Raw genomic sequence first — 20,874 nt, 5'->3', positions numbered from 1 at the left:
GCCCCGCCCTTTCCAGGCACCGGGGCGGCAGGAAATTGCTCTTGAGTTCCGTGTCCATCCCGGAAGTCGAGAGCCGCATTGCCGCGATATGCGTGTGTCTTGCTCCCGGGACGGACCGATCGGCCCACATTCCCGAACCCGGACACCCATGACCAACGCCACCCTTCCCCTCCACGAGCTTGCCCGCGAATCACGCATGGGCGCCCATGGCTCCGAAACCGACACGCGCGAGATCCGCTGCATCGACCTGTCGGACTTCGACACCCGCAAGCCAGAGATTACCGATCAGCTCTGGCGTGCCGCCACCGACATCGGCTTCTTCCAACTGCGGCACCACGGTATCGACCTGCCCGCCATACGGCAGGCATTTGCCATGGCCGAACAATTCTTCGCATTGCCGGAGACGGTAAAAGCCCGGTATCCATTGCAGAAAGCCAACAACGCGGGCTGGGAATCGCGCGCGCAGGTAAGGCCATCCACCGGCACGCCGGACCAGAAGGAGTCCTATCAGATCACGCGCCCACACATGGCGCCACTCTGGCCTTCGGAGACCGAATTGCCCGGGTTCCGGCAGACGATGCTCGAATTCGAGGCGCAATGCTGGAACGTGGGAATGAAGGTGCTGTCCTGCTTCGCCGACAGACTCGGCTTCGACACCGACTTCTTCTCGCGCGCGCATGACCCGGCCGCGCCGGATTACCAGAGCACGCTACGGCTGCTGCATTACTACGCGATTCCACCCGAGGCGCAGGACAAGCTCGACCTGTGGCGCGCCGGCGCCCATACCGATTTCGACTGCCTGACGCTACTGTTCCAGCGCGAAGGCCAGGGTGGTCTGCAGGTGTGTCCCGGCAAGGAGATGGATGCCCAGGCCTGGACCCCGATCGCGCCGATCGAGGACGTGGTCACCTGCAACATCGGGGACATGCTGATGCGTTGGAGCGACGACCATCTGCCGTCGAACTTCCATCGCGTCCGGAATCCCGCGCCGGGAGAGTACATGGGCCCGCGCTACAGCCTTGCGTTCTTCTGCCAGGCCAACCGCGATGCGGTGATCGAAGGGCCGTCGAAGCGATATCCGGCGATTACGGCAGGTGATTTCCTGCGGCAAAGAGTCGCGGCGAACTTCAAGGCCTACTGAGGCACTGATCCCGCTCGATCCCGCCCGCCCAACAAAAAACCCCGGGCCTTTCGGGCACGGGGTTTCAAGTCGCCCGGCGCCGAGCGATCGGCACCGGACTGACGACTACCAAAGATGCGGGCGATCAGGCCGCAGCGTCCTTCAGCTTCTTCAGCGGACGCACCTTGACCTTGACGCTGGCCGGCTTGGCCGGGAACCAACGCTCTTCGCCAGTGAACGGATCCTTGCCGAAGCGCTTCTTCTTGGCCGGCACTTGCTGTGCGGTCACCTTCAGCAGGCCCGGCAGCGTGAATTCGCCAGCACCCTTCTTGTTCAGTGCGCTGACGATGGTGTTTTCGAGGTGTGCCAGCACCGTCTTCACGGCCTTGGCTTCCAGTTGGGTCTGGGCTACCAGGTGAGCGACCAGGCTCGACTTGTTGAAGGTGTCCTTCAGCGGCTTCGGAGTCGGTGCGGCAGCGGCGGGAGCAGCCTTCTTGGCCGGAGCGGCCTTCTTGGCAGCAGCCTTCACAGGTGCCTTCACGGGTGCCTTGGGTGCCGCGGCCTTCTTGGCAGCGGGCTTGGTTGCGGTCTTCGCGGTCGGTTTCGCTTTGGTCGCCATGTCTATATACGAGAGTTGAAGATAGTGTACCGGCCGATCGCAACGTTTGGCATGTTGCTGAACGTCAGTGCCGGTACGCACTGAATCATAGCGGAAACGGCCAGAAGTAAAGGGGTTTTCGTACATGCCGCAGGGCAAACCAAGTGAAAACCCCGTGTTTTGTAGCTGGTTTGCATCAGCAAACACGCTGCGGAGCGTTACGTCCCCCCACTTTCGCATTCCGCGAGCGTCGCGCGACGGCGCGTTTTCGGGTCATTCAATGCGCGTGCGCCAGCATCGCATCGCGCGTTTCACGCGCCAGGCCAAGTGCGAAAGCCGTCTCCGCGACGAGGAAAAGCGGCCCCACCAGCAGACCAACCAGATCGTCGACGAACGCCGGCTTGCGACCCTCGAAGTAATGCCCGACGAACTGGATGACCCAGCCCACGACGAACAGACCGATGCCAGATGCCAGCCACGCGGCCGTCGGCAACGCCGCAAGCCACGCGCCGGCCCACACGAAAAACGCCAGAATCACGGCCATTACCACGCCGAAAGCGAACGACAGGCGCAGGTAAAACAGGCACGAAAGCGCGTAGACGATCATCGCCGGCGTCAGGTATCGAGCGCCGTCACCAAGCGGCAGCGCGGGCCGGCCAAGCAGCGCCGTCACGGCCAGGACGATCATCGGGATGCCGATGAAATGCGTCACGACGTTGCGGGTATCACGGTGATAGGCAGCGTAGTTCGACAGGTGATCGATCAGGGTTTTCACGGGCGTCTCCGTAGTTTTTTATGCTTTGGCGCAAGGTTCGCATCGCGGCCGTTGCGGCCTTATAGTAGTCACGTCCCGTGCGATTCGGTAGCGTTCCCCCTTCCGTTCGAGCGCCCCCACTAATTCCCGCCAGCCCCCCACCATGCTTGCCGCCGACGAAATCCCCGCTCTCCACCCCGACCAGTTGGTCGCCTGGCTGCGACGCATCGGCATCGCAGAGGTTCCCGACGCCCCCACGCTACCGGTGCTGAACACGCTGATCGCGGCCCAACTCGCGCACATCCCGTTCGAGAATCTCGACGCGCTGCTCGGCCGCCGGGTGTCGATCGATCTGCCCTCGGTATTCGAAAAACTCGTGGCGCAGGGCCGCGGCGGCTACTGCTTCGAGCAGAACACCCTGCTCTGCGCCGGCCTCAAGGCACTCGGTTACGCAGTGACGCCGCTTGCAGCGCGCGTGCGCTGGCATGTGCCGGAAGCCACGCCGACGGGGCTGTCGCACATGCTCCTGCGCGTAGAAGTGGCGCACGAAAGCTATATCGCCGATGTGGGCTTCGGCGGGCCGACGCCGGACCGCGCCTTGTCGCTATCGCTGCCGCCGGATGAAAACACGCCCTATCGTCTGCATCCCTCCCCGGCAAACGCGCTGACGGGTACGGGTTTTCACTGCCTGGATCTGACGGTGCCCGACGTCACCGACGACGCTTCGGGTTGGCAACCGATCTACCGTTTCGACCTGACCCCGCAGCCCTGGATCGATTTCATCGCGCGGAACTGGTACGTCTCCACGCATCCAGACAGCCACTTCACCCGTACGCTGATGGCCGCGCGTACCGACGGCGACACCCGGCTCGCGCTCGCCAATGGCAACCTGAGCGAGCGCTCGCCCGACGGCAGCGTGCGAAAAACCGCCCTGGCGTCGGCCGACGCCGTGATCGACACGCTGGCAACGCGCTTCCAGATCCGGCTCGATCCCGCCTTGCGCGCCGCGCTGGCGGCACGACTGCCAGCGGTGCTCGGATAGAGACCCGGCCGCCATTCCGCGCAGCGGCACACGCCATGCATCGCGTGAATTGCCCGCAGAAAGTTTGCTGATACAGGCATCCTGGCACCGCTTTCGTTATGGACTGAGTCCTGGCGCCTGCCCATAATGTCCCGGCCAATCACCCATCCAGACAGCGGCAATGACCGCTGTCAAACAACAGGAGACGCCATGTCATTGTTCGATCTGTCGGGCAAGGTAGCCATCATTACCGGTTCTTCGCGCGGCATCGGCCGGGCCATCGCCGAGCAGCTTGCCATCCAGGGCGCGAAGGTCGTCGTCTCCTCGCGCAAGATCGAGGCCTGCCAGGAAGTCGTCGACGCCATCAACGCCAAGCACGGCGCGGGCACCGCGCTGGCCGTGGCCGCCAATATCTCGTCGAAGGATGCACTGCAGCATCTGGTGGACGAAACCAATCGCGTCTACGGCAAGGTCGACGTGCTGGTCTGCAACGCGGCATCGAACCCCTACTACGGCCCGATGAGTGGCGTGAGCGACGAGCAATTCCGCAAGGTGCTCGACAACAACGTGATCTCGAACCACTGGCTGATCCAGATGGTGGCGCCGCAGATGATCGAACGCCGCGAGGGCTCGATCATCATCGTGTCGTCGATCGGTGGCCTGCGCGGCTCGCCCACGATCGGGGTCTACAACGTGTCCAAGGCCGCCGATTTCCAGTTGGCCCGCAATCTGGCCGTGGAGTTCGGGCCGCACAACGTACGCGTGAACTGCATTGCCCCGGGCCTGATCAAGACCGATTTCGCACGTGCCCTCTGGGAAGATCCGGTGCGTTACAAGCAATCCACCGAGAACGCGCCGCTGCGCCGCATCGGCGAACCGGTGGAAATCGCGGGCGCGGCCTGCTATCTGGCTTCCGCCGCCAGCACGTTCATGACGGGCCAGGCACTGGTTGTTGACGGGGGCGTTACCATCTGACGATTGTTTTTGCGGGAGGCCATGCATGTCGCAACAACCGCAGCAACAGCAGCACCAAGAGCACCAGCAGCAGACGCAGCAATCCCGGCCGCCGGAGGCCGGCGCCGGCCAATGGCCGGTCATGTCCCTGGCCGAAGCGCACGCCCGGCTGACCGCGCCGGGCGCGCCGTTCGAAACCGAGACGCGCGTGATCCGGGGCATCCCGACCACGGTCTGGAAGAATGCGCCACCGACGCTGCGCGATCTGTTCCTGATCGCGGCAGCCTGGGGCGACAAGACCTTCGTGGTCTACGAAGAGGAGCGCGTCAGCTATCGCGCGTTCGCGCAGGCGGCCACGACGCTGGCCCAGCAACTGGTACGCGACGGCATCCACAAGGGCGACCGCGTGGCCGTGGCCATGCGCAACCTGCCCGAGTGGCCTGTGGCGTTCTACGCGGCAATTCTCGCCGGCGCCATCGTCACCCCGCTCAATGCGTGGTGGACCGGTCCCGAGCTGGAATATGGCCTGGCCGATTCGGGCAGCCGCGTTGCCATCGTCGACTACGAACGGCTGGATCGCATCACGGAGCATCTGGCAGCCTGCCCCGATCTCGAACGGATCTACGTCGTGCGCGCCCCCGCCAATGCGACCTTCGACGACCCGCGTATCGTGCCGCTGGCATCGGTAATCGGCGAATCGGATGCGTGGCCGGCACTCCCCTCGCAATCGCTCCCGGTCGTCCCCCTGGATCCGGACGATGACGTGACGATCTTCTATACGTCCGGCACCACGGGCAAGCCGAAAGGCGCCGTCGGCACGCACCGCAACGCCTGCACGGTGGCCGTGTGCGCGCAATTCAGCCCGCTGCGCAACCTGCTGCGCCGTGGCGAGCCGGTGCCGGAACCGAATCCGGACGCCCCACAGAAAGGGGGATTGCTGGCGGTGCCGTTCTTTCACGTCACCGGCTGCATGTCCATCCTGAATGGCACGCTCGCCACCGGCGGAAAGATCGTCTTGCTCTATCGCTGGGACACGCTGCGCGCCATGGAACTGATTCAGGCGGAGCGCTGCACCGGCGCGGGTGGCGTGCCGACCATCGCGTGGCAGATTCTGGAGCACCCTCAGCGCGGCGAGTTCGATCTGTCGTCGCTCGAGAACATGAACTATGGTGGGGCCCCCGCCTCACCGGAACTCGTGCGCCGGATCAAAGAGGTATTCCCACATGCCGCACCGGGCATCGGCTGGGGTATGACGGAAACGTCAGCCACGTTCACAAGCCACAGCGCCGAGGAATACATCCATCGTCCCGACAGTGCCGGCCCGGCGCTGCCGATCTGCGAGATGAAGATCGACGATGGATTCGGCCGGGCACTCCCGCCCGGCGAGGTCGGCGAGTTGCTGGTGCGCGGCGCCAATGTGGTCCACAGCTACTGGAACAAGCCCGAAGCAACCGCGAAGACCTTCGTCGACGGTTGGCTGCACACTGGCGACGTGGCGCGTATCGACGAGGACGGATTCCTCTATATCGTCGACCGCATGAAGGACATGCTGATCCGTGGCGGCGAGAACATCTACTGCATCGAGGTGGAAAGCACACTATACGATCATCCGGCCATCATGGATGCGGCGGTGGTAGGCATTCCGCACCGCACGCTGGGGGAGGAGCCCGGCGCGGTGGTCAGCCTGAAGCCTGGCATGAAGGCAACCGAGGCCGAACTGCAGGAGTTCGTGCGCGCGCGTCTGGCGGCCTTCAAGGTGCCGGTGCGCGTGATCGTGCTGGAGGAGATGCTGCCGCGGAATCCGAACGGGAAAATCCTGAAGTCGAACCTCAGGAAGCTGTTCGCGGCTTGATTGTCTGAGGTGACGCCCCCTCTTCCGCAAACGGGAGAGGGGCGCAAACCGTCAGTCTCTGAATATCACTTCACCGGAATCGGCGTCCCCGCCGGCACCGGCACGGCAGTGACCGAGTTCTGCGGGCTGCCGGACACGATCCGATCCGAATACGTCAGATAGACCAGCGTATTGCGCTTGCGGTCCACTGCGCGCACCACGTGCAGCGTCTTGAACAGGATCGACATGCGCTCGGAGAACACATCCTCTTGCGCCTTCACCGGACCCTTGAACGTAATCGGCCCCACCTGGCGGCAGGCAATCGACGCCTCTGGCGGATCTTCGGCCATGCCGAACGTGCCCTTGATGCCCCCGGTCCGGGCGCGCGAGACGTAGCAGGTCACCCCGTCGACTTGCGGATCGTCGTAAGCCTCGATAACGACTTTATCCGATCCGGTCATGCGGAAATTGGTGGAAACACTGCCGATCTCTTCGGCCTGTGCCGCGCAGGCAAGCATACCGATGGCAAGGCCTGCGGCCATGCTGATACGAAGTCTGGTCATGTCGGGGTCACGGCGTGGAGCCTTTGATCTCGTCGTGGCGACGTTCCATTTCCTGGCGCAGCGCGCGTCGCTGCTTGGCGGCTTCGAAACGCTGGCGCTCCACTTCGTCACGCGGCTGCAGCGGCGGCACTTCGGCCGGCGCACCGTTGTCGTCAACGGCGACCATCGTGAAGTAGCAGCTATTGGTATGGCGCACGACCTTGCTGCGGATATTCTCGGTCACCACCTTGATACCGATCTCCATCGAGCTGCGGCCCGTGAAGTTGACGGCAGCCAGGAACGTCACAAGTTCGCCCACATGGATCGGCTGGCGGAACATCACCTGGTCCACCGACAGCGTAACCACGTAGCGGCCGGCGTAGCGGCTGGCGCAGGCGTAGGCCACCATATCGAGGTATTTCAGGATCGTGCCGCCGTGGACATTGCCGGAGAAATTGGCCATGTCCGGCGTCATCAGCACGGTCATGGAAAGCTGGTGGGACAGATCGTTCATCGCAGGAAATCCAGATTCGGGCATTCAGGCGCCGGCAGTGTAACTCGCCGCGTGCGTGAATGGGAGCCCGGTCCACCCCAGCCATGCAAGAAACTTCCGACAAAAGAAAAGCGGCCCCTCAGGCCGCTTTCTTTGCTTCTCAGACGCGATGTGCTTACTTCTTCTTGTTCACAGCGTCCTTGAAACCCTGACCTGCCGAGAACTTCACGGTCTTGGCCGCAGGAATCTTGATCGTTTCGCCGGTGCGCGGATTACGACCGGTGCGGGCAGCACGTTTGCCCGAGCTGAAACTGCCAAAACCCACCAGAGTGACCGAGTCGCCCTTGGCTACTGCCTTCTTGATACTGTCCAGCGCAGCGTTCAGCGCGCGCTCGGCGGCGGCGTTGCTGAGTTCTGCTTCCGCGGCGATGGCCGATACCAGTTCACCTTTATTCATGGCTGATTTCCCTTGTTGGTCGTCGTCACCGGACTTTTTACCGCATGGCAGAAGTCCGATCGGCGCAGTCTAATCTGCCCTTTGTGCCTTGGGCAATCCCCAGTGGCACCAATGCAACGAAAACTGCCGGAAATCGTTCTGTGGCAAGACTTAGCGGGCGTTCTCCCCCTCTTTTCCGAGAATCGAAACATCACTTTTTGCGGCTGCCTGCTGTACCGAATATCGCACATCGGCATTCCCGGAGAAATTGCCGTACCCGTCACCGGAACGCTCGGCTCCCATTTACCAGGCATCAGTCCGTCCAGACTCAACAACGCCCAGTTCAGGTGCAATGCACCGTTTCGGGTCTGATTTGACAACACAACGTGCGCCATCACGGCGCATTTACGCCATATTCCCTCTTTTTGGGCGTTGGCATTCCGCGGCTCAGCGTGACCCGAAACGCCATCCAAGTGCGCCACGCACTGAGTTTGCGCGGTTTTTCGGCGTTCATGCCCAGATCTGGAACGGCTTTTGCATACCCATGCTCCCATTTTGAGCATGGGGCAACGATGGACAACTTGAAAACCGGTACGGATGCAATGTTCATCCTGCTTGGCGCGATCATGGTGCTAGCCATGCACGCGGGATTCGCATTCCTGGAGCTTGGCACCGTCCGCAAGAAGAATCAGGTCAATGCCCTGGTCAAGATCCTGGTCGATTTCGCGGTCTCGACGATTTCATACTTTTTTATCGGTTATACGGTCGCCTACGGTGTGCAATTCATGTCCGGGGCAGATGTACTGGCGCAAAAAAGCGGCTATGAGCTGGTGAAGTTCTTCTTCCTGGCCACATTTGCTGCGGCCATCCCGGCGATTATCTCGGGCGGTATTGCCGAGCGCTCGCGATTCAACCCGCAACTGGCAGCCACGTTCGTGCTGGTCGGTTTCGTCTACCCCTTCTTCGAAGGCATCGCGTGGAACAACCGATTCGGCATCCAGGACTGGATCGCCTCCGTGACCGGTGCGCCGTTTCATGATTTTGCCGGCTCGGTGGTGGTCCACGCGGTCGGCGGCTGGATCGCGCTGCCGGCGGTGCTGCTGCTGGGCGCACGCCGCGGCCGCTATCAGAAGGATGGCCGCATCAGCGCGCACCCGCCTTCGAATATCCCGTTCCTCGCGCTGGGCGCCTGGGTACTGGCGGTGGGCTGGTTCGGCTTCAATGTCATGAGCGCGCAGACCGTCGACAAGATCAGCGGCCTTGTCGCGATCAACTCGCTGATGGCAATGGCGGGCGGCACGCTGGCCGCGTGGTGGGCCGGCCGCAACGATCCGGGCTTTGCCTACAACGGCCCCCTGGCAGGCCTGGTCGCCGTTTGCGCGGGCTCGGACCTGATGCATCCGCTGGGCGCGCTGATTACCGGCGCGGTGGCGGGTGTGCTGTTCGTTCATCTGTTTACGCTGGCGCAGAACAAGTGGCACATCGACGACGTACTCGGTGTCTGGCCCCTGCACGGCCTGTGCGGCGCCTGGGGCGGCATCGCCGCGGGCATCTTCGGCAGCCACGCGCTCGGCGGTATCGGCGGCGTCTCGATCGTGGCCCAGCTTATCGGCACGGCCATGGGGATCGTGATTGCCCTGGTGGGCGGCACCGTGGTCTACGGCACGCTGAAGAAGGTCGTCGGCATTCGCCTGGACGCTGAGGAGGAGTACAACGGCGCCGACCTGACACTGCACCGCATCTCCGCTACACCGGAGCGCGAAACGAGCTGGTAATCGACGCGCTTGCAGCCTCGAATCGCCCCAAATAAAACGGCCGGAATCATCCGGCCGTTTTACTTTGTGTTCACAAAGATTAACTTGAACTTTGATCTCGACGCGCCCAATAATGCCCTTGGACTCCCGAAGAAACGCCGACACAGGCGTGTCTTGCAGCCCTGGCACCATCCACACCGATTTGCGCTGATTCTGACGTGCCTGATTTTCACTTTTCCATAAAGAACTGGAGCGTGCCCCCATGGATACTTCTTCGTTGCAAAGCATCCGCGATGTGATTTATGGCTATGCCACTGTTTTCGGCGTCAAGATCCTTGCCGCCCTCGCCTTCTGGGTGGTCGGCCGCTGGCTGATTCATTTCGTGGTGCGCATGGTCCAGAATTCGCTGGCCAGGCAGAAGGTAGACCCGACGCTGCTGCGCTACGTTGGCTCGATCGTTACCGTCACGCTGAATGTCGTGCTGGTCATCGGCATCCTCGGCTACTTCGGCATCCAGACTACGACGTTTGCAGCGCTGATCGCCGCAGCCGGCGTTGCTATCGGTATGGCCTGGTCTGGCCTGATGTCGAACTTCGCAGCCGGCGCGTTCCTGGTGGTCCTGCGCCCGTTCAAGGTCGGAGATTTCGTATCCGTCGGTGGTGTCACCGGCACGGTGCGCGAGATCGGCCTGTTCTCCACCACGCTCGACACGCCCGACAACGTCATGACGGTCGTCGGCAACAACAAGATCTTCAGCGACACGATCCAGAATTTCTCGGCCAATGCGTTCCGCCGGGTCGAATTGAAGGCGCAACTTGCCGGGTCGACTGACGTGGCAGCCGCCACGGCTTTGCTCAAGGAAAAGATCGCGGCCATTCCGAACGTGCTGACCGAACCGCCCGTCGATGTCGAGATCCTCGAATTCACGCTGGTTGGCCCGGTCCTGGCCGTCCGCCCCTACTGCCATACCGATCACTACTGGCAGGTCTATTTCGATACCAACCGCACGATTCGCGACAGCTTCGGCCAAGCGGGCTTCCAGGCGCCGATGCCGGCCCAGGTTGTGGTGATGCAGAACGCGCCGGCCGTATCGGTAGCATCGGGCACGCCGGCAAACCAGGCGGCCTGAGCCTGATCCGGCCAGGCAAGCTCGGCGGGATCAGGTTGCGGATTGGGAGCGCTGCCGCATACCTGCCCGCCCGTAGAGACGCAGCACGACCGCGCCACTGCCGCAGACAGCCATGACAACGGCCAGCGGCAACGCGGTGCCATCGTGCCAGAGGCTGACCGCCGCGCCTGCCAGCGTGCCGAAGCCGAACTGCAACGTGCCCATCAACGCCGAAGCCGTGCCGGCGCGATGACTCTGATGGGATAGCGCCAAAGCCGAGGCGTTGGGCGTGATGCAGCCAAGGCCCGACAGGAATGCGAAGAAGCAGACCAGCAGTACCGGAAGCGTTGCCCAGCCGATCAGGGCTGTGCCGGCCAGGACGAGACCTGCCACGCAAGGCGCGAACAGCGCCACGCGCAACACATCGTCAAGCGCGCGCGCCCGCACCAGGCGGGTATTGACCTGCGACATGCCGATCAGGCCAAACGCATTCGCCCCGAAAACAAAGCCGTAGTGGGAGGGATCGATGCCATGCAGTTCGATCAGCACAAACGGCGACCCCGCAATATAGGCGAACATGCCGCCCTGCACGCATCCCGCCGCCAGCGAATAGCCGAGAAATTCGCGATCGCGCAGCAACTCCCAGTAGCTGCGCAGCACTGCAACCGGATGCAGTGTCCGGCGGCGCTGCACGTCGAGCGACTCCTCCATGCGTACGTGGACGAACCACAGCAGCAGCACCGCTGCGCCACAGTGAATCCAGAAGATCGCACGCCAGCCGGAAGCCGCCAGCACCGCGCCACCAATCAGCGGCGCCAGGATCGGCGCCAGGCCCATCACGAGCATCAGCGAGGAGTACGCCCGCGCCGACTCATGGGCTTCCATCCGATCACGAATCACCGCGCGCGAGACTACCAGGCCGGTACAGCCGCCAAGCGCCTGCAGGAACCGCCAGAGCATCAACGAATCGACGGTCGACGCCATCGCACAGCCTGCAGCCGCCGCGCCGTAGATCGTGAGTCCGACGTACAGTGGCGGCTTGCGGCCGAAGCGATCGCTGATCGGGCCGTAAAACGCCTGTCCAATCGCCAGCCCAACCAGAAACGTGCCAAGCGTCAGCTGCACCTGTCCGATGTCGGTATGCAGATCTGCTGCCAACGCCGGGAAGCTCGGCAGGTACATATCGATGGACAGCGGCGCGATGGCGGTCAGCGATGCGCAAATCAGAAGCCAGAGGGGAAAACGGGAGGACGATGGCGCGCCCTTGGTCGACGTCATGAAAGGGTTCCGGAAACGCAAGGCGCAATTGTTGCACAGCCGGCAAATGCGCACCGGCCCACCCGTCGGGGAAGCAAGGATGTTGGCATCGACCGCCAGGCAACCCGCCACCGGTGCGGAACATTGTTGGACTGGCTTTCACGCGCGGCGGGGTGGAGGGTACAATGCCTGCCTGTCGGCTCGGATGTTGCACCGACCACGCAGTCAGACGCATCGCGGGAGACGGATCACGGGAACCGTCCCCGGCACCGTTATCCTGCATGACCATACGATATAAGCCGTTAATTGCCTCGCTGAGCCTGGTTGCGATCGCAGCCCTGCCGCCGTTGCCCGCATGGGCCGCGCCGGGCAGGCCGACCGCGACGCCGGCTCCGTCTTCCGCGCCCGTGGCGGTGGACGAAGCCGACGCCCTGGCGAGAATGCTCAAGGGTGCCGCCACCGGTCAGAACACGGGCGCCGCCGGCGTGCCGGAACTCCTGCGCAATACCAATCGCCCTGACAGCGTGCTGGCGCGCGCCTGCCGCCAGCTCAACGATGCGCTGCCGATCGAGATCGACGGAGAGACTCGCCTGCGGCGCTGTCAGTCGATTCCAGGCAAGCACATCCTGTTTCAGCTGGAACTGACCAACTACCGTGGCCCGATGCTCGACCTCGCCAGCTTCGAGGTCAACTACGCGGCGCCGCTACAGCGCAACATCTGCGCTAACCGCGACGTCGAGATCCTGACCAAGCTCGGCATCAGCATGATGTTCCGCTATATGACTCGCAACGATCGCGGCGAGCGTCGTGTCGGCGACGTCTATATCAACGCCCCGATCTGTACCGCCGCGTTGCGATAACCCGTTTCAAACAAGTGCCACACGCCTGCATGCAGGCGGATTCGGCATCGGCCAGAGTGCCATCCTCAAACCGATGCTGTCGTGGTCCCTTCGCCCGAAGATGCCATGGAGTGTCGGGGCGCAGCCCGAGCGAATATCGCGCCACGGCATAGCAGGAAAGCGCCGGTCTCCCCTTCGCGTTCGGATGCCGGACAAACAAAAACGGCAGGCTTCAAAGCCTGCCGTTTTTGATTCCAGCGATGCGTCCCTCAGGCCGCCCGTGGACGCAATGGCAACACGTTCGGCGCCCGGCGCATCAACACGCGCGTTTCCTTCCAGGCGCTGTCCGCCAGTGGCGAACCCCAAACCAGCTCATGCAGCCTGGCCAGCGCGAACGGATCGCCCAGCAACACGTGCTTCTGCGCAGCCGAGAGCGATTTCGGCCCGTTCGTCAGCGCGTGCTGCACGAGCGCCGCGTGTTGCAGCCGTGCCGCTTCCGGCTGGACCTTGCGCGCGGTACCGGTGGCGCACATCAGCGCGTTGGTCACCGGATCGACCACGGCATCAACGAAGCCCGGCACCTCCTGTGCATTCTCCACGTGCTGCTGCGTCTCCACGATCTCGCGCGGCACGACCGTTTCCTCGGGAATCATGAACAGGCCCGCGCGACGCGCGGCACGACCCAGGGAAACCCGCGACAGCATCACGGACAACGGAATCGACAGCGCAAGCGACCCAACGATTGGCAGCAGCCACCAGATGAAGCCCGGGCTGATCCAGTAGACGCCTGCGCCCCACACCAGCCCCAGCAGCGTATGCCAGCCGTGGCGACGGAATGCCTCGCCCCAGGTGGTCTCGGCGTCCTCGCGCGGTGGCGACTTCCACGAGATCCCCCAGCCGCTATAGGCTGCGATCACGAACTTCGTGTGGAACAACATGCGCGTCGGTGCCAGCAGGGCCGACATCGTCATCTCCAGCAACATGCTAATGAACAGCCGCACCACACCGCCATACTGCTTGGCGTCCTTGAGCAGCAACAACACGCTGGCCAGCTTGGGTAGGAACAGCAGCGTGGCCGTTGCCGAGAACAGCGCGAGCGCCTTCTCCGGATGCCACTCCGGCCAGGTTGGGAACATCTGGTACGGCTTGGTGAAGTACTCGGGCGGCACCAGCGCGTGCTTCGCCAGCGCGGCCGTGGACAGCAGCAGGAACAGGAACCAGAGCGGCGCCGACACGTAGGCCATGATGCCGGTCAGGAACACCGCGCGGTGCACCGCGTGGAAGCCCTGTTTCATCCAGAGCCGGAAGTTCATCAGGTTGCCCTGGCACCAGCGGCGGTCTCGCTTGACCTCGTCGAGCAGGTTCGGCGGCAATTCCTCGAACGAACCCGGCAGGTCGTATGCGATCCACACGCCCCAACCCGCGCGGCGCATGACCGCTGCCTCGACAAAGTCGTGGGACAGAATCTCGCCAGAGAGCGGACCCTTACCCGGCAGCGGCGCCAGGCCGCAGTGCTCCATGAACGGCTTGATGCGAATGATTGCGTTGTGGCCCCAGTAGTGCGATTCACCAAGTTGCCAGTAATGCAGGCCAGCCGTAAACAGCGGGCCGTAGACGCGAGTGGAGAACTGCTGCACGCGCGCGTAAAGCGTGTCGCGGCCGACCGCGAGCGGCGCGGTCTGGATGATGCCTGCACCTGGGTTGGCCTCCATCAGCCGCGTCAGCGTGGCCAGGCAGTCGCCACTCATCACGCTGTCAGCATCAAGCACGATCATGTAGCGATACTTGCTGCCCCAGCGGCGGCAGAAGTCGGCCACGTTGCCGGTCTTGCGCTTCACACGGTGGCGACGCCAGCGGTAGTAGATGCGGCCGAATCCGCCTACGGCGCGGCACACTTCCATCCACGCGTCATGTTCGGCCGTGCGCAGATCGGGATTGCCGCTATCGGACAGGACAATGAAATCGAAATGCTGCAACTCGCCGGTGCGCTCGAGGGATTCGTAGGTCGCGCGCAAACCGGCGAAGACGCGCGTCACGTCTTCATTGCAAATCGGCATGATCACGGCCGTTCGCGCTGCGGGATCGATCGGCGCATCGCTCGCGGCACTGCGCGATATCAGATGGCGGTCGCCGCCCTTGGCCAGCACCAGAAAGCCCATCATCGCCGTCCAGAAACCAGCCGACACCCACGAGAACAGCACGGCGAACAGCACCAGGATCGCCACTTCGAGCGGATCCGCGCCGTGATACGGCAGGACCTTCGCCATGAAATACGTGGCCAGCGCGGTCTGGAAGACCACCAGCGCCAGCAGGAACCAACGGCGATGCGACCCAGCGGGATGCCACTTGCCTTCGGCATCCGGGCCGTCGTGCAGCGTATCCCAGGTTTCTGGGACCGGCGGCCGGCCCAGCATCTTGCGCCAGGTATTGCGAATCCAGCCCGAGATCACATGCGGTGGCCACTGACGCGGCACCATGGACGCGCGCTGCGGCTCCGGGCCCGTGTCCACGCGCACGGTGCCATCATCCCGACGCTGCAGCAACGGGGCGCCATCGACCTGTGGATTGCCGTACGCCATCGCGAAGCGTCGGGGCACCGAGGCATATGCAGCACCACCGGCCGTATTCCGCGTATTCAGATCCGCGATGTCCTTCTCCTTCGGGTCACGCCCAGCCAGGCGCAATTGCAACTCCGTCATCGCCGACGGCACTTCAATGCCCTCAGCCGGCAGGCTCGACACAGCCGGAGACAGGGCATCGGCCAGCAGTTCACTACGTACCTCGGGCGAAGCCGGCAGACGATCGACATAGCGCTCGCATACTGCCGCCGCCTGGGCCGGTAACTGCTTTAGCCTGGGGGTAAGATGTAGCTCCATGTTTCGGAAAGGGTTGTATTGCCGTTGCGAAGATAGCCGCGCAACTCAACCGGCTTGTTCTCGTCCTTGCGCCGCATGAACATCGTCATGCGCCAGCCACCCGTGGCCTCATTGCGCTGGACTGTTGTCTTGAGCAGTTCGCCATTGGCGTCCGCCGAAATCACTGCATCCAGTCTCGCGTCATCGGGCAGTTTCTTGAAGGCCGGACCTTCGAAATCCACCATCAGCGAGAAGCTGGTGTCATCCTGCTTGCGCGTAAGGCCCTGCCCACGGCGCGTTTGCGTGACCCATGACAGCGGCGGCAAGTTCTCGCCATCCTTCTGCCACTTCAGGCGGTACTCGTAATCGAATGCCTGCTTGGGTTTCGGCGGGCTGTCGGGCACCCAGAACGCGACGATGTTGTCGTTGGTCTCGTCGGGCGTTGGAATCTGCACCAGCTCCACGCGGCCCGAACCCCAGTTACCCTTCGGCTCCACCCAGGCACTCGGACGGCGCTCATACCAGGCACCGATCTCCTGGTAGTTGTCGAAGCTGCGATCGCGCTGCATCAGGCCATACCCTTGCGGATTGGTGGCGGCGAACGATGTCACCAACAGTCGCTTGGGGTTGACCAGCGGACGCCAGATCCATTCGCCGGTACCAAGCTGCACCGACAGGCCATCGGAGTCATGCACCTCGGGCCGGTAGTCGGTGTCTTGAGACGGCTGGTTCTCGCCAAACAGATACATGCTCGTCAGCGGCGCCAGACCCAGCTTGGTCACGTTCTCACGCAGGAAGAGACGTGACTTCACTTCCATCACGGTCTCGTTGCCGGGCTTGATGACGAACCGGTACGCGCCACTCACGCGGCGGGAGTCCATCAGCGCGTAGATGGTCAGCTGCTTGTCGTTGGCCGCCGGTCGCTCGATCCAGTATTCGACGAAGCGCGGAAACTCCTCGCCCGAGTTCAAGGCCGTGTCGACCGCCAGGCCGCGGGCCGACAGACCATACCACTGGTCCTTGCCCAGCGCGCGGAAGTAACTCGCGCCCAGGAACGACGCCAGCTCATCCTTGCGCTTGCCCTGGTTCAGCGGATACAGCAGCTTGAAACCGGCAAACCCGAGTCCCTTGAGCTTGGCCGGATCCACCCGGTGAGAGCCATAGTTGAACGCGGAAGGATCGAATCGGAATTCGCGCACGCTATTGCCGACCACCTCGTTGATCTTCACCGGCTGGTCGAACACCATGCCCTCGTGGAAGAACGACACCTCGAACGGCAGCCGCTGGCCGCGCCACGCGAAGCGTTCGGGCTTGTACTCGATCTCGCGATAACGCTCGTAGGGAAGATCCTTCAGTTCGCGCGGCAAGTCGTGTTTCACCGGCTTGTACGGCGACGCCGACAACTGACGCGCGCGCGCCGCCACGGTCTCGAAGTCGAACGCGTGCGCAGTCACCACCATCGCCGCCAGCAGGCCGCCACCAATCCATCGCCCAAGACCGGACATCCTCGCCGATAAGCGCCGCGCAGGCGCGGCGGTCGGAATCTGGTCGTGGCGAATTGAAGGTGTAATGGCGGTCATGAAGGCCCGGGAGTGGGTTAACGGAAGCAGCGACCCGATCATGTGGCCGGATCGTGAATCTTCAACATGCGGAAGCAGCAAGAGATGAGCCAGGGTGCTGCGCAACGACGCCCGCGTCGGCATATCCGTGCCAGTGCCAGATAGGCCCACCGCAGGACAGGTTTGATGGCTTTGTTGCATTGCGATGCGAAACCTTAACAATTCGAGCCTTAAAAGTCACGTTTCGGTGTCGCAACGTTTGCAACAAAATGTCACACCTGTGGGCTGAAAGCCGCTCCGGACAAGCGTTTGCGGGTTGAAGTCAAGCATAGGTCATGGTTTGACAAGGTGGCGCCGGGCGTTAACGGCCGCATCGAAGAATGTGCCGCGGACGCCCTTCCTTTGCACGCAATCCGTCACCACGCGCTTACAATCGGCCCATCGACAACGTCATTTCACAAGGAACCGTCATGTCCTTCCGGCGTCATTTCCGCCTTGCCATTGCAGCCACCGCGGGTTGCGCCCTGCTGCTTGGCGCCAGCCAGCCGGCCCTGGCCTATTTTGACAATTACCTGTCCGGCAGCATCGTGGGCACGTTGAACAAGAAGGAAGTTGCCTCACTCCAGCAAACCGTGCGCAAGGCACTCAACGACACGGAAGACAACCAGGTCGTGGAATGGCATTTCCCCGGCGAGGGTCGTCGTCAGGCCGTGGATGGCACGGTCAGCCCGATCGCCACCAAGACGGACAAGGGCCAATCCTGCCGCCGGCTGAAATCGGAACTGAAGCGGGGAAGCGCCACCGAGGCCTGGTCAGGCTGGTTCTGCAAGCAGTCGAATGGCACCTGGAAGGCGCGTCAAGTCCAGGACTGACGCCTGATAGGCCACCGGCCGACGCGGAGTGCCGGGTGGCACTCCCGCAGTCGGCCGGTAGACGAATACTCAGCGCGAATACTCAGTGGCAGAGACGGCCGATCAGTTCACCGGCCAGCGTGCCGGGGGCCGCCGGCTGGGGCATCCCGGCCTGAGGCCCACGAATCGTATAGAGCGATTCGCCGCGCGCGTAGCGCTTGTTGTAGAGGGTCTGTTCGATCACTGCATACATCGACGTCGCGCAGTTAAGCACCATGCGCTTGAGCGATGAGCGGATCGTGTCGCCACTGGCGGTCTTGATGACACCAGCCGGTGCGTTATGCACCAGCACCACACCCACTTCGGTGCCGCGCCGGCGGATGGCCGTCTGATCGAGATAGGAAACCATGCCAGTGGCGCCCATCAGCGGCATCCAGCGTTGCGGGTCTGGTGCGGCCGGATCGGGCGAGGCCACCAATGTGCACCCTTCACGCGGCGAAGCGCGAAACACGGTGCCACCATTCGGGCCCTGGCATTGATACAGAGCACCGGCTGCTACCGGGCGCACCGCAGGATTGGGCATCGGAGGGGTCATTGGACCCATGCCATCCGATTCCGCATAGGCAATCGGCGTGGCAAGACAAAGGCACGCGCCGGCGAGCAGGGCCGCGCGCGAAATAAAGCGGGAGAACATTGGGAACCCTCGTAAGGACGGGAAAAAGTCCCCGCATTTTCGCACAGCGTTCGCGCGCGACGATGATCTTGATCGATCTGCATCGTTTTGAGATCCCCGCCGCGTCATTTGTTTGCGGCTGGTCAGCCGTTAATTTCCCGCCACGCCACCAGATCGGCGATCGTCAGTACTGGCAACTGATACATCTCGGCAAACGCCAGCGCTTCGGGCCTGCGTGCCATCGTGCCATCGGGATTCATCAACTCGCACAACACCGCGGCCGGCGACAGTCCCGCCATGCGCGCGAGCTCGACCGAGCCCTCGGTATGCCCGCGACGCGCCAGCACACCCCCTTCCACTGCTACCAGCGGAAACACGTGTCCGGGGCTCACCACGGCATCAAGGCCCGCCTCATCGGCGATGGCTGCGCGAATGGTCGTGATCCGGTCCGCCGCGCTGACACCGGTGGTCACGCCTTCACGTGCCTCGATCGATACCGTGAACGCAGTGCCGTACTGGCTGCGATTGTTCTCGACCATCGGCCGCAGGCCGAGTTGCCGCACCTTCTCCGGCGTGAGGCACAGGCAGACGATGCCGCTGCATTCGCGGATCATCATGGCCATGTTCGAGTTCGTCAGCCGCTCCGCTGCAAGAATCAGGTCTGCCTCGTTTTCGCGGTCGTCATCGTCGAGCAGTACGACCGGACGGCCATCGCGCATCGCATCGAGGGCCTGCGCGATGCGCTCGGCCAGTGGACGCGCGTCGGCATCGGATGGCGCCAGTGCGGCGGTGGAATCAGGAAGGCTGGTGGATTTGGTAAGGGTCAGCATTGAAACGCTCCGTGCGTGGATTTCCATGGATGGGCGTTTCAGGGGATGATCAGCGAGAACGGCAAAGACACCCCGACAGCACGCAATGGACGACATCGCGCGCGCATGGGGTCATGCGAATTCCGCCCATCTTCTTTCATCCGGACTTTAACCGTCGGCCCTGGCCTCTCACCAGATCTGCTGACCCCACGCGGAGAGCGTGGGCGCTCGCGGGCTCGTGACAATGCGCCATTGGCGCCGGCCACATACCGCCGGTGGGGAATTACACCCCGCCCTGAAGACGTAACGATGCCGCCGCGAGAGACCTCGCAGCGGCCCGAGGATCTTAGCACGACTGTGCTTTTTTAGTTGTTCAGCGATTCGTCGACGCTGCCAACGGATTTGCTGGCACCTCGGCAAGCGCTTCGAATACCGCCTTTGTGGCGTCGTCAGCGGGATAGAAGCATTCGATCCGCAGTTCCTGCAGGGTGACATCCTGTGGAATACCCAGCGTGGTCAGCGTGGAGAACAGCGAGGCACGGAATCGCCCGGCATGAAGCGCCACCGGCAGCACGGGCGGCGGCGTGCCTTCGGCCGGATCATCCTCGACAAGCAGGACGCCTCCTGGCCCGACCATGTCCGGATGCCATTCGGCGATTCGCCGCAGGATCTCGCGCGCGGTCTGGTCCTGCGCCTGTACCTGCAGTTCCTGCCAGACGCGCCGCAGCAAATAGCGGCCCACCTGCCGCGCGTTCTCGATCACAGGCCAGAGACCCTTGGGATCGAACACCGCCAGCATCAGGTTCAGTCGCCCCCCTCCTTCGTCCAGCATGGCTGGCTTGCGGCCCTGCAGCAGCTTGTCGAGCATGCGCCGGTAGGCCTGATTGGCATCGACCAGGTGCCAGAAACGGTCGAGCACCACGGCCGGATACGGTTCTTGTTTGGCCAGGATCAGCGCGATGGCGTGCCGCACCATCTGCATCGGAGGCGAGGCCAGCGCGTGCTCGCTATACGCTGGGGCATAGCCGCTGGCCAGCAGCAGCCGGTTGCGCTGCCGCAAGGGCACGCCCAGGCGTTCTGCGAGCGCCAGCACCATCTCACGACTGGGCCGGGCGCGGCCTGACTCGAGAAAACTGATATGGCGCTGCGACACGCCGGCCGCCAACGACAGGGCAAGCTGGCTATAGCCGCGCTTTCCGCGCCAGTAGCGCAGCAGGCCGGGGAAATCGAGGGCGGCTTCGGAGCCGGGAGTTAGCGTATCCATGGGACGGATTACAGCACGCCGGCCATGCCCGGGCGACTACCTTCGAGGTAATCGTTGTAATTCAATCATCCACCATGCAAACACTGCCATTGCTGCCACGAACGCGCGGACTATCGACGATCGACAGTGATAGTGAGGGGTTCCGAGACCAGCCCA

20 protein-coding genes and 1 riboswitch are annotated in these 20,874 nt (G+C 63.2%); of the genes, 9 read left to right on the top strand and 11 right to left on the bottom strand.

The features are described 5' to 3' along the window. The first annotated feature begins 148 nt into the window (after nucleotides 1–148). The gene (locus WD006_RS27255; protein WP_011519175.1) at nucleotides 149–1,141 is read left to right on the top strand and encodes an isopenicillin N synthase family dioxygenase; all 993 of its coding nucleotides are present in this window, start codon (nucleotides 149–151) and stop codon (nucleotides 1,139–1,141) included. A gap of 124 nt (nucleotides 1,142–1,265) precedes the next feature. On the opposite strand, the gene WD006_RS27250 is transcribed toward WD006_RS27255, so the two are convergent. Together WD006_RS27250 and WD006_RS27245 are read right to left on the bottom strand one after the other, a co-directional pair. Beyond that, nucleotides 1,266–1,739 carry an HU family DNA-binding protein gene (locus WD006_RS27250; RefSeq protein ID WP_008651289.1) on the bottom strand — a complete coding sequence of 158 codons (474 nt, stop codon included), beginning with the start codon at nucleotides 1,737–1,739 and terminating at the stop codon, nucleotides 1,266–1,268. 256 nt (nucleotides 1,740–1,995) lie between these two features. Then, the gene (locus tag WD006_RS27245) at nucleotides 1,996–2,493 is read right to left on the bottom strand and encodes a DUF962 domain-containing protein (protein ID WP_011519177.1); all 498 of its coding nucleotides are present in this window, start codon (nucleotides 2,491–2,493) and stop codon (nucleotides 1,996–1,998) included. A gap of 142 nt (nucleotides 2,494–2,635) precedes the next feature. Between WD006_RS27245 and WD006_RS27240 the strand changes: the two genes are divergently transcribed. From WD006_RS27240 to WD006_RS27230, 3 genes are all read left to right on the top strand, one after another. Then, entirely contained in the window at nucleotides 2,636–3,514 is an 879-nt protein-coding gene (locus WD006_RS27240; protein ID WP_029306336.1) for an arylamine N-acetyltransferase family protein, read from the top strand. A 189-nt stretch (nucleotides 3,515–3,703) separates the two neighbouring features. Next, on the top strand, nucleotides 3,704–4,468 hold the full coding sequence (locus tag WD006_RS27235; RefSeq protein WP_008651283.1) for an SDR family oxidoreductase: 765 nt from the start codon (nucleotides 3,704–3,706) through the stop codon (nucleotides 4,466–4,468). Between the two features lie 25 nt (nucleotides 4,469–4,493). Beyond that, the gene (locus WD006_RS27230) at nucleotides 4,494–6,299 is read left to right on the top strand and encodes a class I adenylate-forming enzyme family protein (protein WP_011519180.1); all 1,806 of its coding nucleotides are present in this window, start codon (nucleotides 4,494–4,496) and stop codon (nucleotides 6,297–6,299) included. 65 nt (nucleotides 6,300–6,364) lie between these two features. On the opposite strand, the gene WD006_RS27225 is transcribed toward WD006_RS27230, so the two are convergent. The 3 genes from WD006_RS27225 to WD006_RS27215 form a co-directional block, all read right to left on the bottom strand. Beyond that, nucleotides 6,365–6,841 (bottom strand): CreA family protein, encoded by a 477-nt coding sequence (locus WD006_RS27225; RefSeq protein ID WP_029306337.1) that lies wholly within the window; start codon nucleotides 6,839–6,841, stop codon nucleotides 6,365–6,367. A 7-nt stretch (nucleotides 6,842–6,848) separates the two neighbouring features. Beyond that, a complete protein-coding gene (locus WD006_RS27220; protein WP_017515742.1) occupies nucleotides 6,849–7,334 on the bottom strand; it encodes an acyl-CoA thioesterase in 486 nt (161 codons plus the stop codon). A 154-nt stretch (nucleotides 7,335–7,488) separates the two neighbouring features. Beyond that, nucleotides 7,489–7,770: an HU family DNA-binding protein gene (locus WD006_RS27215; protein ID WP_008651272.1), complete on the bottom strand. Its 282-nt coding sequence runs from the start codon at nucleotides 7,768–7,770 to the stop codon at nucleotides 7,489–7,491. Between the two features lie 111 nt (nucleotides 7,771–7,881). Between WD006_RS27215 and WD006_RS27210 the strand changes: the two genes are divergently transcribed. The 3 genes from WD006_RS27210 to WD006_RS27200 all read left to right on the top strand — a co-directional run bounded on the left by WD006_RS27210 (nucleotide 7,882) and on the right by WD006_RS27200 (nucleotide 10,632). After that, nucleotides 7,882–8,121: a hypothetical protein gene (locus WD006_RS27210; protein WP_155714386.1), complete on the top strand. Its 240-nt coding sequence runs from the start codon at nucleotides 7,882–7,884 to the stop codon at nucleotides 8,119–8,121. A 200-nt stretch (nucleotides 8,122–8,321) separates the two neighbouring features. Then, entirely contained in the window at nucleotides 8,322–9,524 is a 1,203-nt protein-coding gene (locus WD006_RS27205; protein ID WP_011519184.1) for an ammonium transporter, read from the top strand. 241 nt (nucleotides 9,525–9,765) lie between these two features. Next, nucleotides 9,766–10,632 (top strand): mechanosensitive ion channel family protein, encoded by an 867-nt coding sequence (locus tag WD006_RS27200; protein ID WP_011519185.1) that lies wholly within the window; start codon nucleotides 9,766–9,768, stop codon nucleotides 10,630–10,632. 30 nt (nucleotides 10,633–10,662) lie between these two features. Here WD006_RS27200 and WD006_RS27195 read toward each other — a convergent pair whose 3' ends face one another. Next, complete coding sequence (locus tag WD006_RS27195) at nucleotides 10,663–11,889, bottom strand: Bcr/CflA family multidrug efflux MFS transporter (RefSeq protein ID WP_029306338.1); 1,227 nt, start codon at nucleotides 11,887–11,889, stop codon at nucleotides 10,663–10,665. A 260-nt stretch (nucleotides 11,890–12,149) separates the two neighbouring features. Between WD006_RS27195 and WD006_RS27190 the strand changes: the two genes are divergently transcribed. Then, nucleotides 12,150–12,728 carry a hypothetical protein gene (locus WD006_RS27190; protein ID WP_017513713.1) on the top strand — a complete coding sequence of 193 codons (579 nt, stop codon included), beginning with the start codon at nucleotides 12,150–12,152 and terminating at the stop codon, nucleotides 12,726–12,728. Nucleotides 12,729–12,976: 248 nt separating this feature from the next. Here the strand turns inward: WD006_RS27190 and mdoH are convergent, their stop codons facing one another. Further along, nucleotides 12,977–15,583: a glucans biosynthesis glucosyltransferase MdoH gene (gene mdoH, locus WD006_RS27185; RefSeq protein WP_029306339.1), complete on the bottom strand. Its 2,607-nt coding sequence runs from the start codon at nucleotides 15,581–15,583 to the stop codon at nucleotides 12,977–12,979. Further along, nucleotides 15,556–17,067: a glucan biosynthesis protein G gene (locus WD006_RS27180; RefSeq protein ID WP_175582387.1), complete on the bottom strand. Its 1,512-nt coding sequence runs from the start codon at nucleotides 17,065–17,067 to the stop codon at nucleotides 15,556–15,558. Before WD006_RS27180 ends, mdoH begins: the two co-directional genes overlap by 28 nt. A gap of 524 nt (nucleotides 17,068–17,591) precedes the next feature. On the opposite strand from WD006_RS27180, the gene WD006_RS27175 reads away from it, so the two are divergent. Next, nucleotides 17,592–17,993: an RT0821/Lpp0805 family surface protein gene (locus tag WD006_RS27175; protein WP_017515642.1), complete on the top strand. Its 402-nt coding sequence runs from the start codon at nucleotides 17,592–17,594 to the stop codon at nucleotides 17,991–17,993. An 82-nt stretch (nucleotides 17,994–18,075) separates the two neighbouring features. Here WD006_RS27175 and WD006_RS27170 read toward each other — a convergent pair whose 3' ends face one another. The 3 genes from WD006_RS27170 to WD006_RS27160 form a co-directional block, all read right to left on the bottom strand. Continuing rightward, complete coding sequence (locus WD006_RS27170) at nucleotides 18,076–18,666, bottom strand: surface-adhesin E family protein (protein WP_011519191.1); 591 nt, start codon at nucleotides 18,664–18,666, stop codon at nucleotides 18,076–18,078. 122 nt (nucleotides 18,667–18,788) lie between these two features. Beyond that, nucleotides 18,789–19,475: a 3,4-dihydroxy-2-butanone-4-phosphate synthase gene (ribB, locus tag WD006_RS27165; RefSeq protein WP_029306340.1), complete on the bottom strand. Its 687-nt coding sequence runs from the start codon at nucleotides 19,473–19,475 to the stop codon at nucleotides 18,789–18,791. A 124-nt stretch (nucleotides 19,476–19,599) separates the two neighbouring features. Continuing rightward, nucleotides 19,600–19,761, bottom strand: a riboswitch (FMN riboswitch). A 66-nt stretch (nucleotides 19,762–19,827) separates the two neighbouring features. After that, a complete protein-coding gene (locus tag WD006_RS27160) occupies nucleotides 19,828–20,718 on the bottom strand; it encodes a helix-turn-helix domain-containing protein (protein WP_011519194.1) in 891 nt (296 codons plus the stop codon). Nucleotides 20,719–20,874 lie beyond the last annotated feature (156 nt).

The organism is Cupriavidus sp. Met-2 (assembly GCF_049843575.1).
Classification (GTDB): Bacteria; Pseudomonadota; Gammaproteobacteria; order Burkholderiales; family Burkholderiaceae; genus Cupriavidus; species Cupriavidus metallidurans.
The sequence above is the reverse complement of the archived record's forward strand: the minus strand, read 5'-3'. Positions and strand labels throughout refer to the sequence as shown.

What these genes read in the sequence shown, in the direction of transcription:
- WD006_RS27255 (WP_011519175.1), top strand. Translation starts at nt 149, where the DNA reads ATGACCAACGCCACCCTTCCCCTCCACGAGCTTGCCCGCGAATCACGC.
- WD006_RS27250 (WP_008651289.1), bottom strand. Translation starts at nt 1,739, where the DNA reads ATGGCGACCAAAGCGAAACCGACCGCGAAGACCGCAACCAAGCCCGCT.
- WD006_RS27240 (WP_029306336.1), top strand. Translation starts at nt 2,636, where the DNA reads ATGCTTGCCGCCGACGAAATCCCCGCTCTCCACCCCGACCAGTTGGTC.
- WD006_RS27235 (WP_008651283.1), top strand. Translation starts at nt 3,704, where the DNA reads ATGTCATTGTTCGATCTGTCGGGCAAGGTAGCCATCATTACCGGTTCT.
- WD006_RS27230 (WP_011519180.1), top strand. Translation starts at nt 4,494, where the DNA reads ATGTCGCAACAACCGCAGCAACAGCAGCACCAAGAGCACCAGCAGCAG.
- WD006_RS27225 (WP_029306337.1), bottom strand. Translation starts at nt 6,841, where the DNA reads ATGACCAGACTTCGTATCAGCATGGCCGCAGGCCTTGCCATCGGTATG.
- WD006_RS27220 (WP_017515742.1), bottom strand. Translation starts at nt 7,334, where the DNA reads ATGAACGATCTGTCCCACCAGCTTTCCATGACCGTGCTGATGACGCCG.
- WD006_RS27215 (WP_008651272.1), bottom strand. Translation starts at nt 7,770, where the DNA reads ATGAATAAAGGTGAACTGGTATCGGCCATCGCCGCGGAAGCAGAACTC.
- WD006_RS27210 (WP_155714386.1), top strand. Translation starts at nt 7,882, where the DNA reads ATGCAACGAAAACTGCCGGAAATCGTTCTGTGGCAAGACTTAGCGGGC.
- WD006_RS27205 (WP_011519184.1), top strand. Translation starts at nt 8,322, where the DNA reads ATGGACAACTTGAAAACCGGTACGGATGCAATGTTCATCCTGCTTGGC.
- WD006_RS27200 (WP_011519185.1), top strand. Translation starts at nt 9,766, where the DNA reads ATGGATACTTCTTCGTTGCAAAGCATCCGCGATGTGATTTATGGCTAT.
- WD006_RS27195 (WP_029306338.1), bottom strand. Translation starts at nt 11,889, where the DNA reads ATGACGTCGACCAAGGGCGCGCCATCGTCCTCCCGTTTTCCCCTCTGG.
- WD006_RS27190 (WP_017513713.1), top strand. Translation starts at nt 12,150, where the DNA reads ATGACCATACGATATAAGCCGTTAATTGCCTCGCTGAGCCTGGTTGCG.
- mdoH (WP_029306339.1), bottom strand. Translation starts at nt 15,583, where the DNA reads ATGGAGCTACATCTTACCCCCAGGCTAAAGCAGTTACCGGCCCAGGCG.
- WD006_RS27180 (WP_175582387.1), bottom strand. Translation starts at nt 17,067, where the DNA reads ATGTCCGGTCTTGGGCGATGGATTGGTGGCGGCCTGCTGGCGGCGATG.
- WD006_RS27175 (WP_017515642.1), top strand. Translation starts at nt 17,592, where the DNA reads ATGTCCTTCCGGCGTCATTTCCGCCTTGCCATTGCAGCCACCGCGGGT.
- WD006_RS27170 (WP_011519191.1), bottom strand. Translation starts at nt 18,666, where the DNA reads ATGTTCTCCCGCTTTATTTCGCGCGCGGCCCTGCTCGCCGGCGCGTGC.
- ribB (WP_029306340.1), bottom strand. Translation starts at nt 19,475, where the DNA reads ATGCTGACCCTTACCAAATCCACCAGCCTTCCTGATTCCACCGCCGCA.
- WD006_RS27160 (WP_011519194.1), bottom strand. Translation starts at nt 20,718, where the DNA reads ATGGATACGCTAACTCCCGGCTCCGAAGCCGCCCTCGATTTCCCCGGC.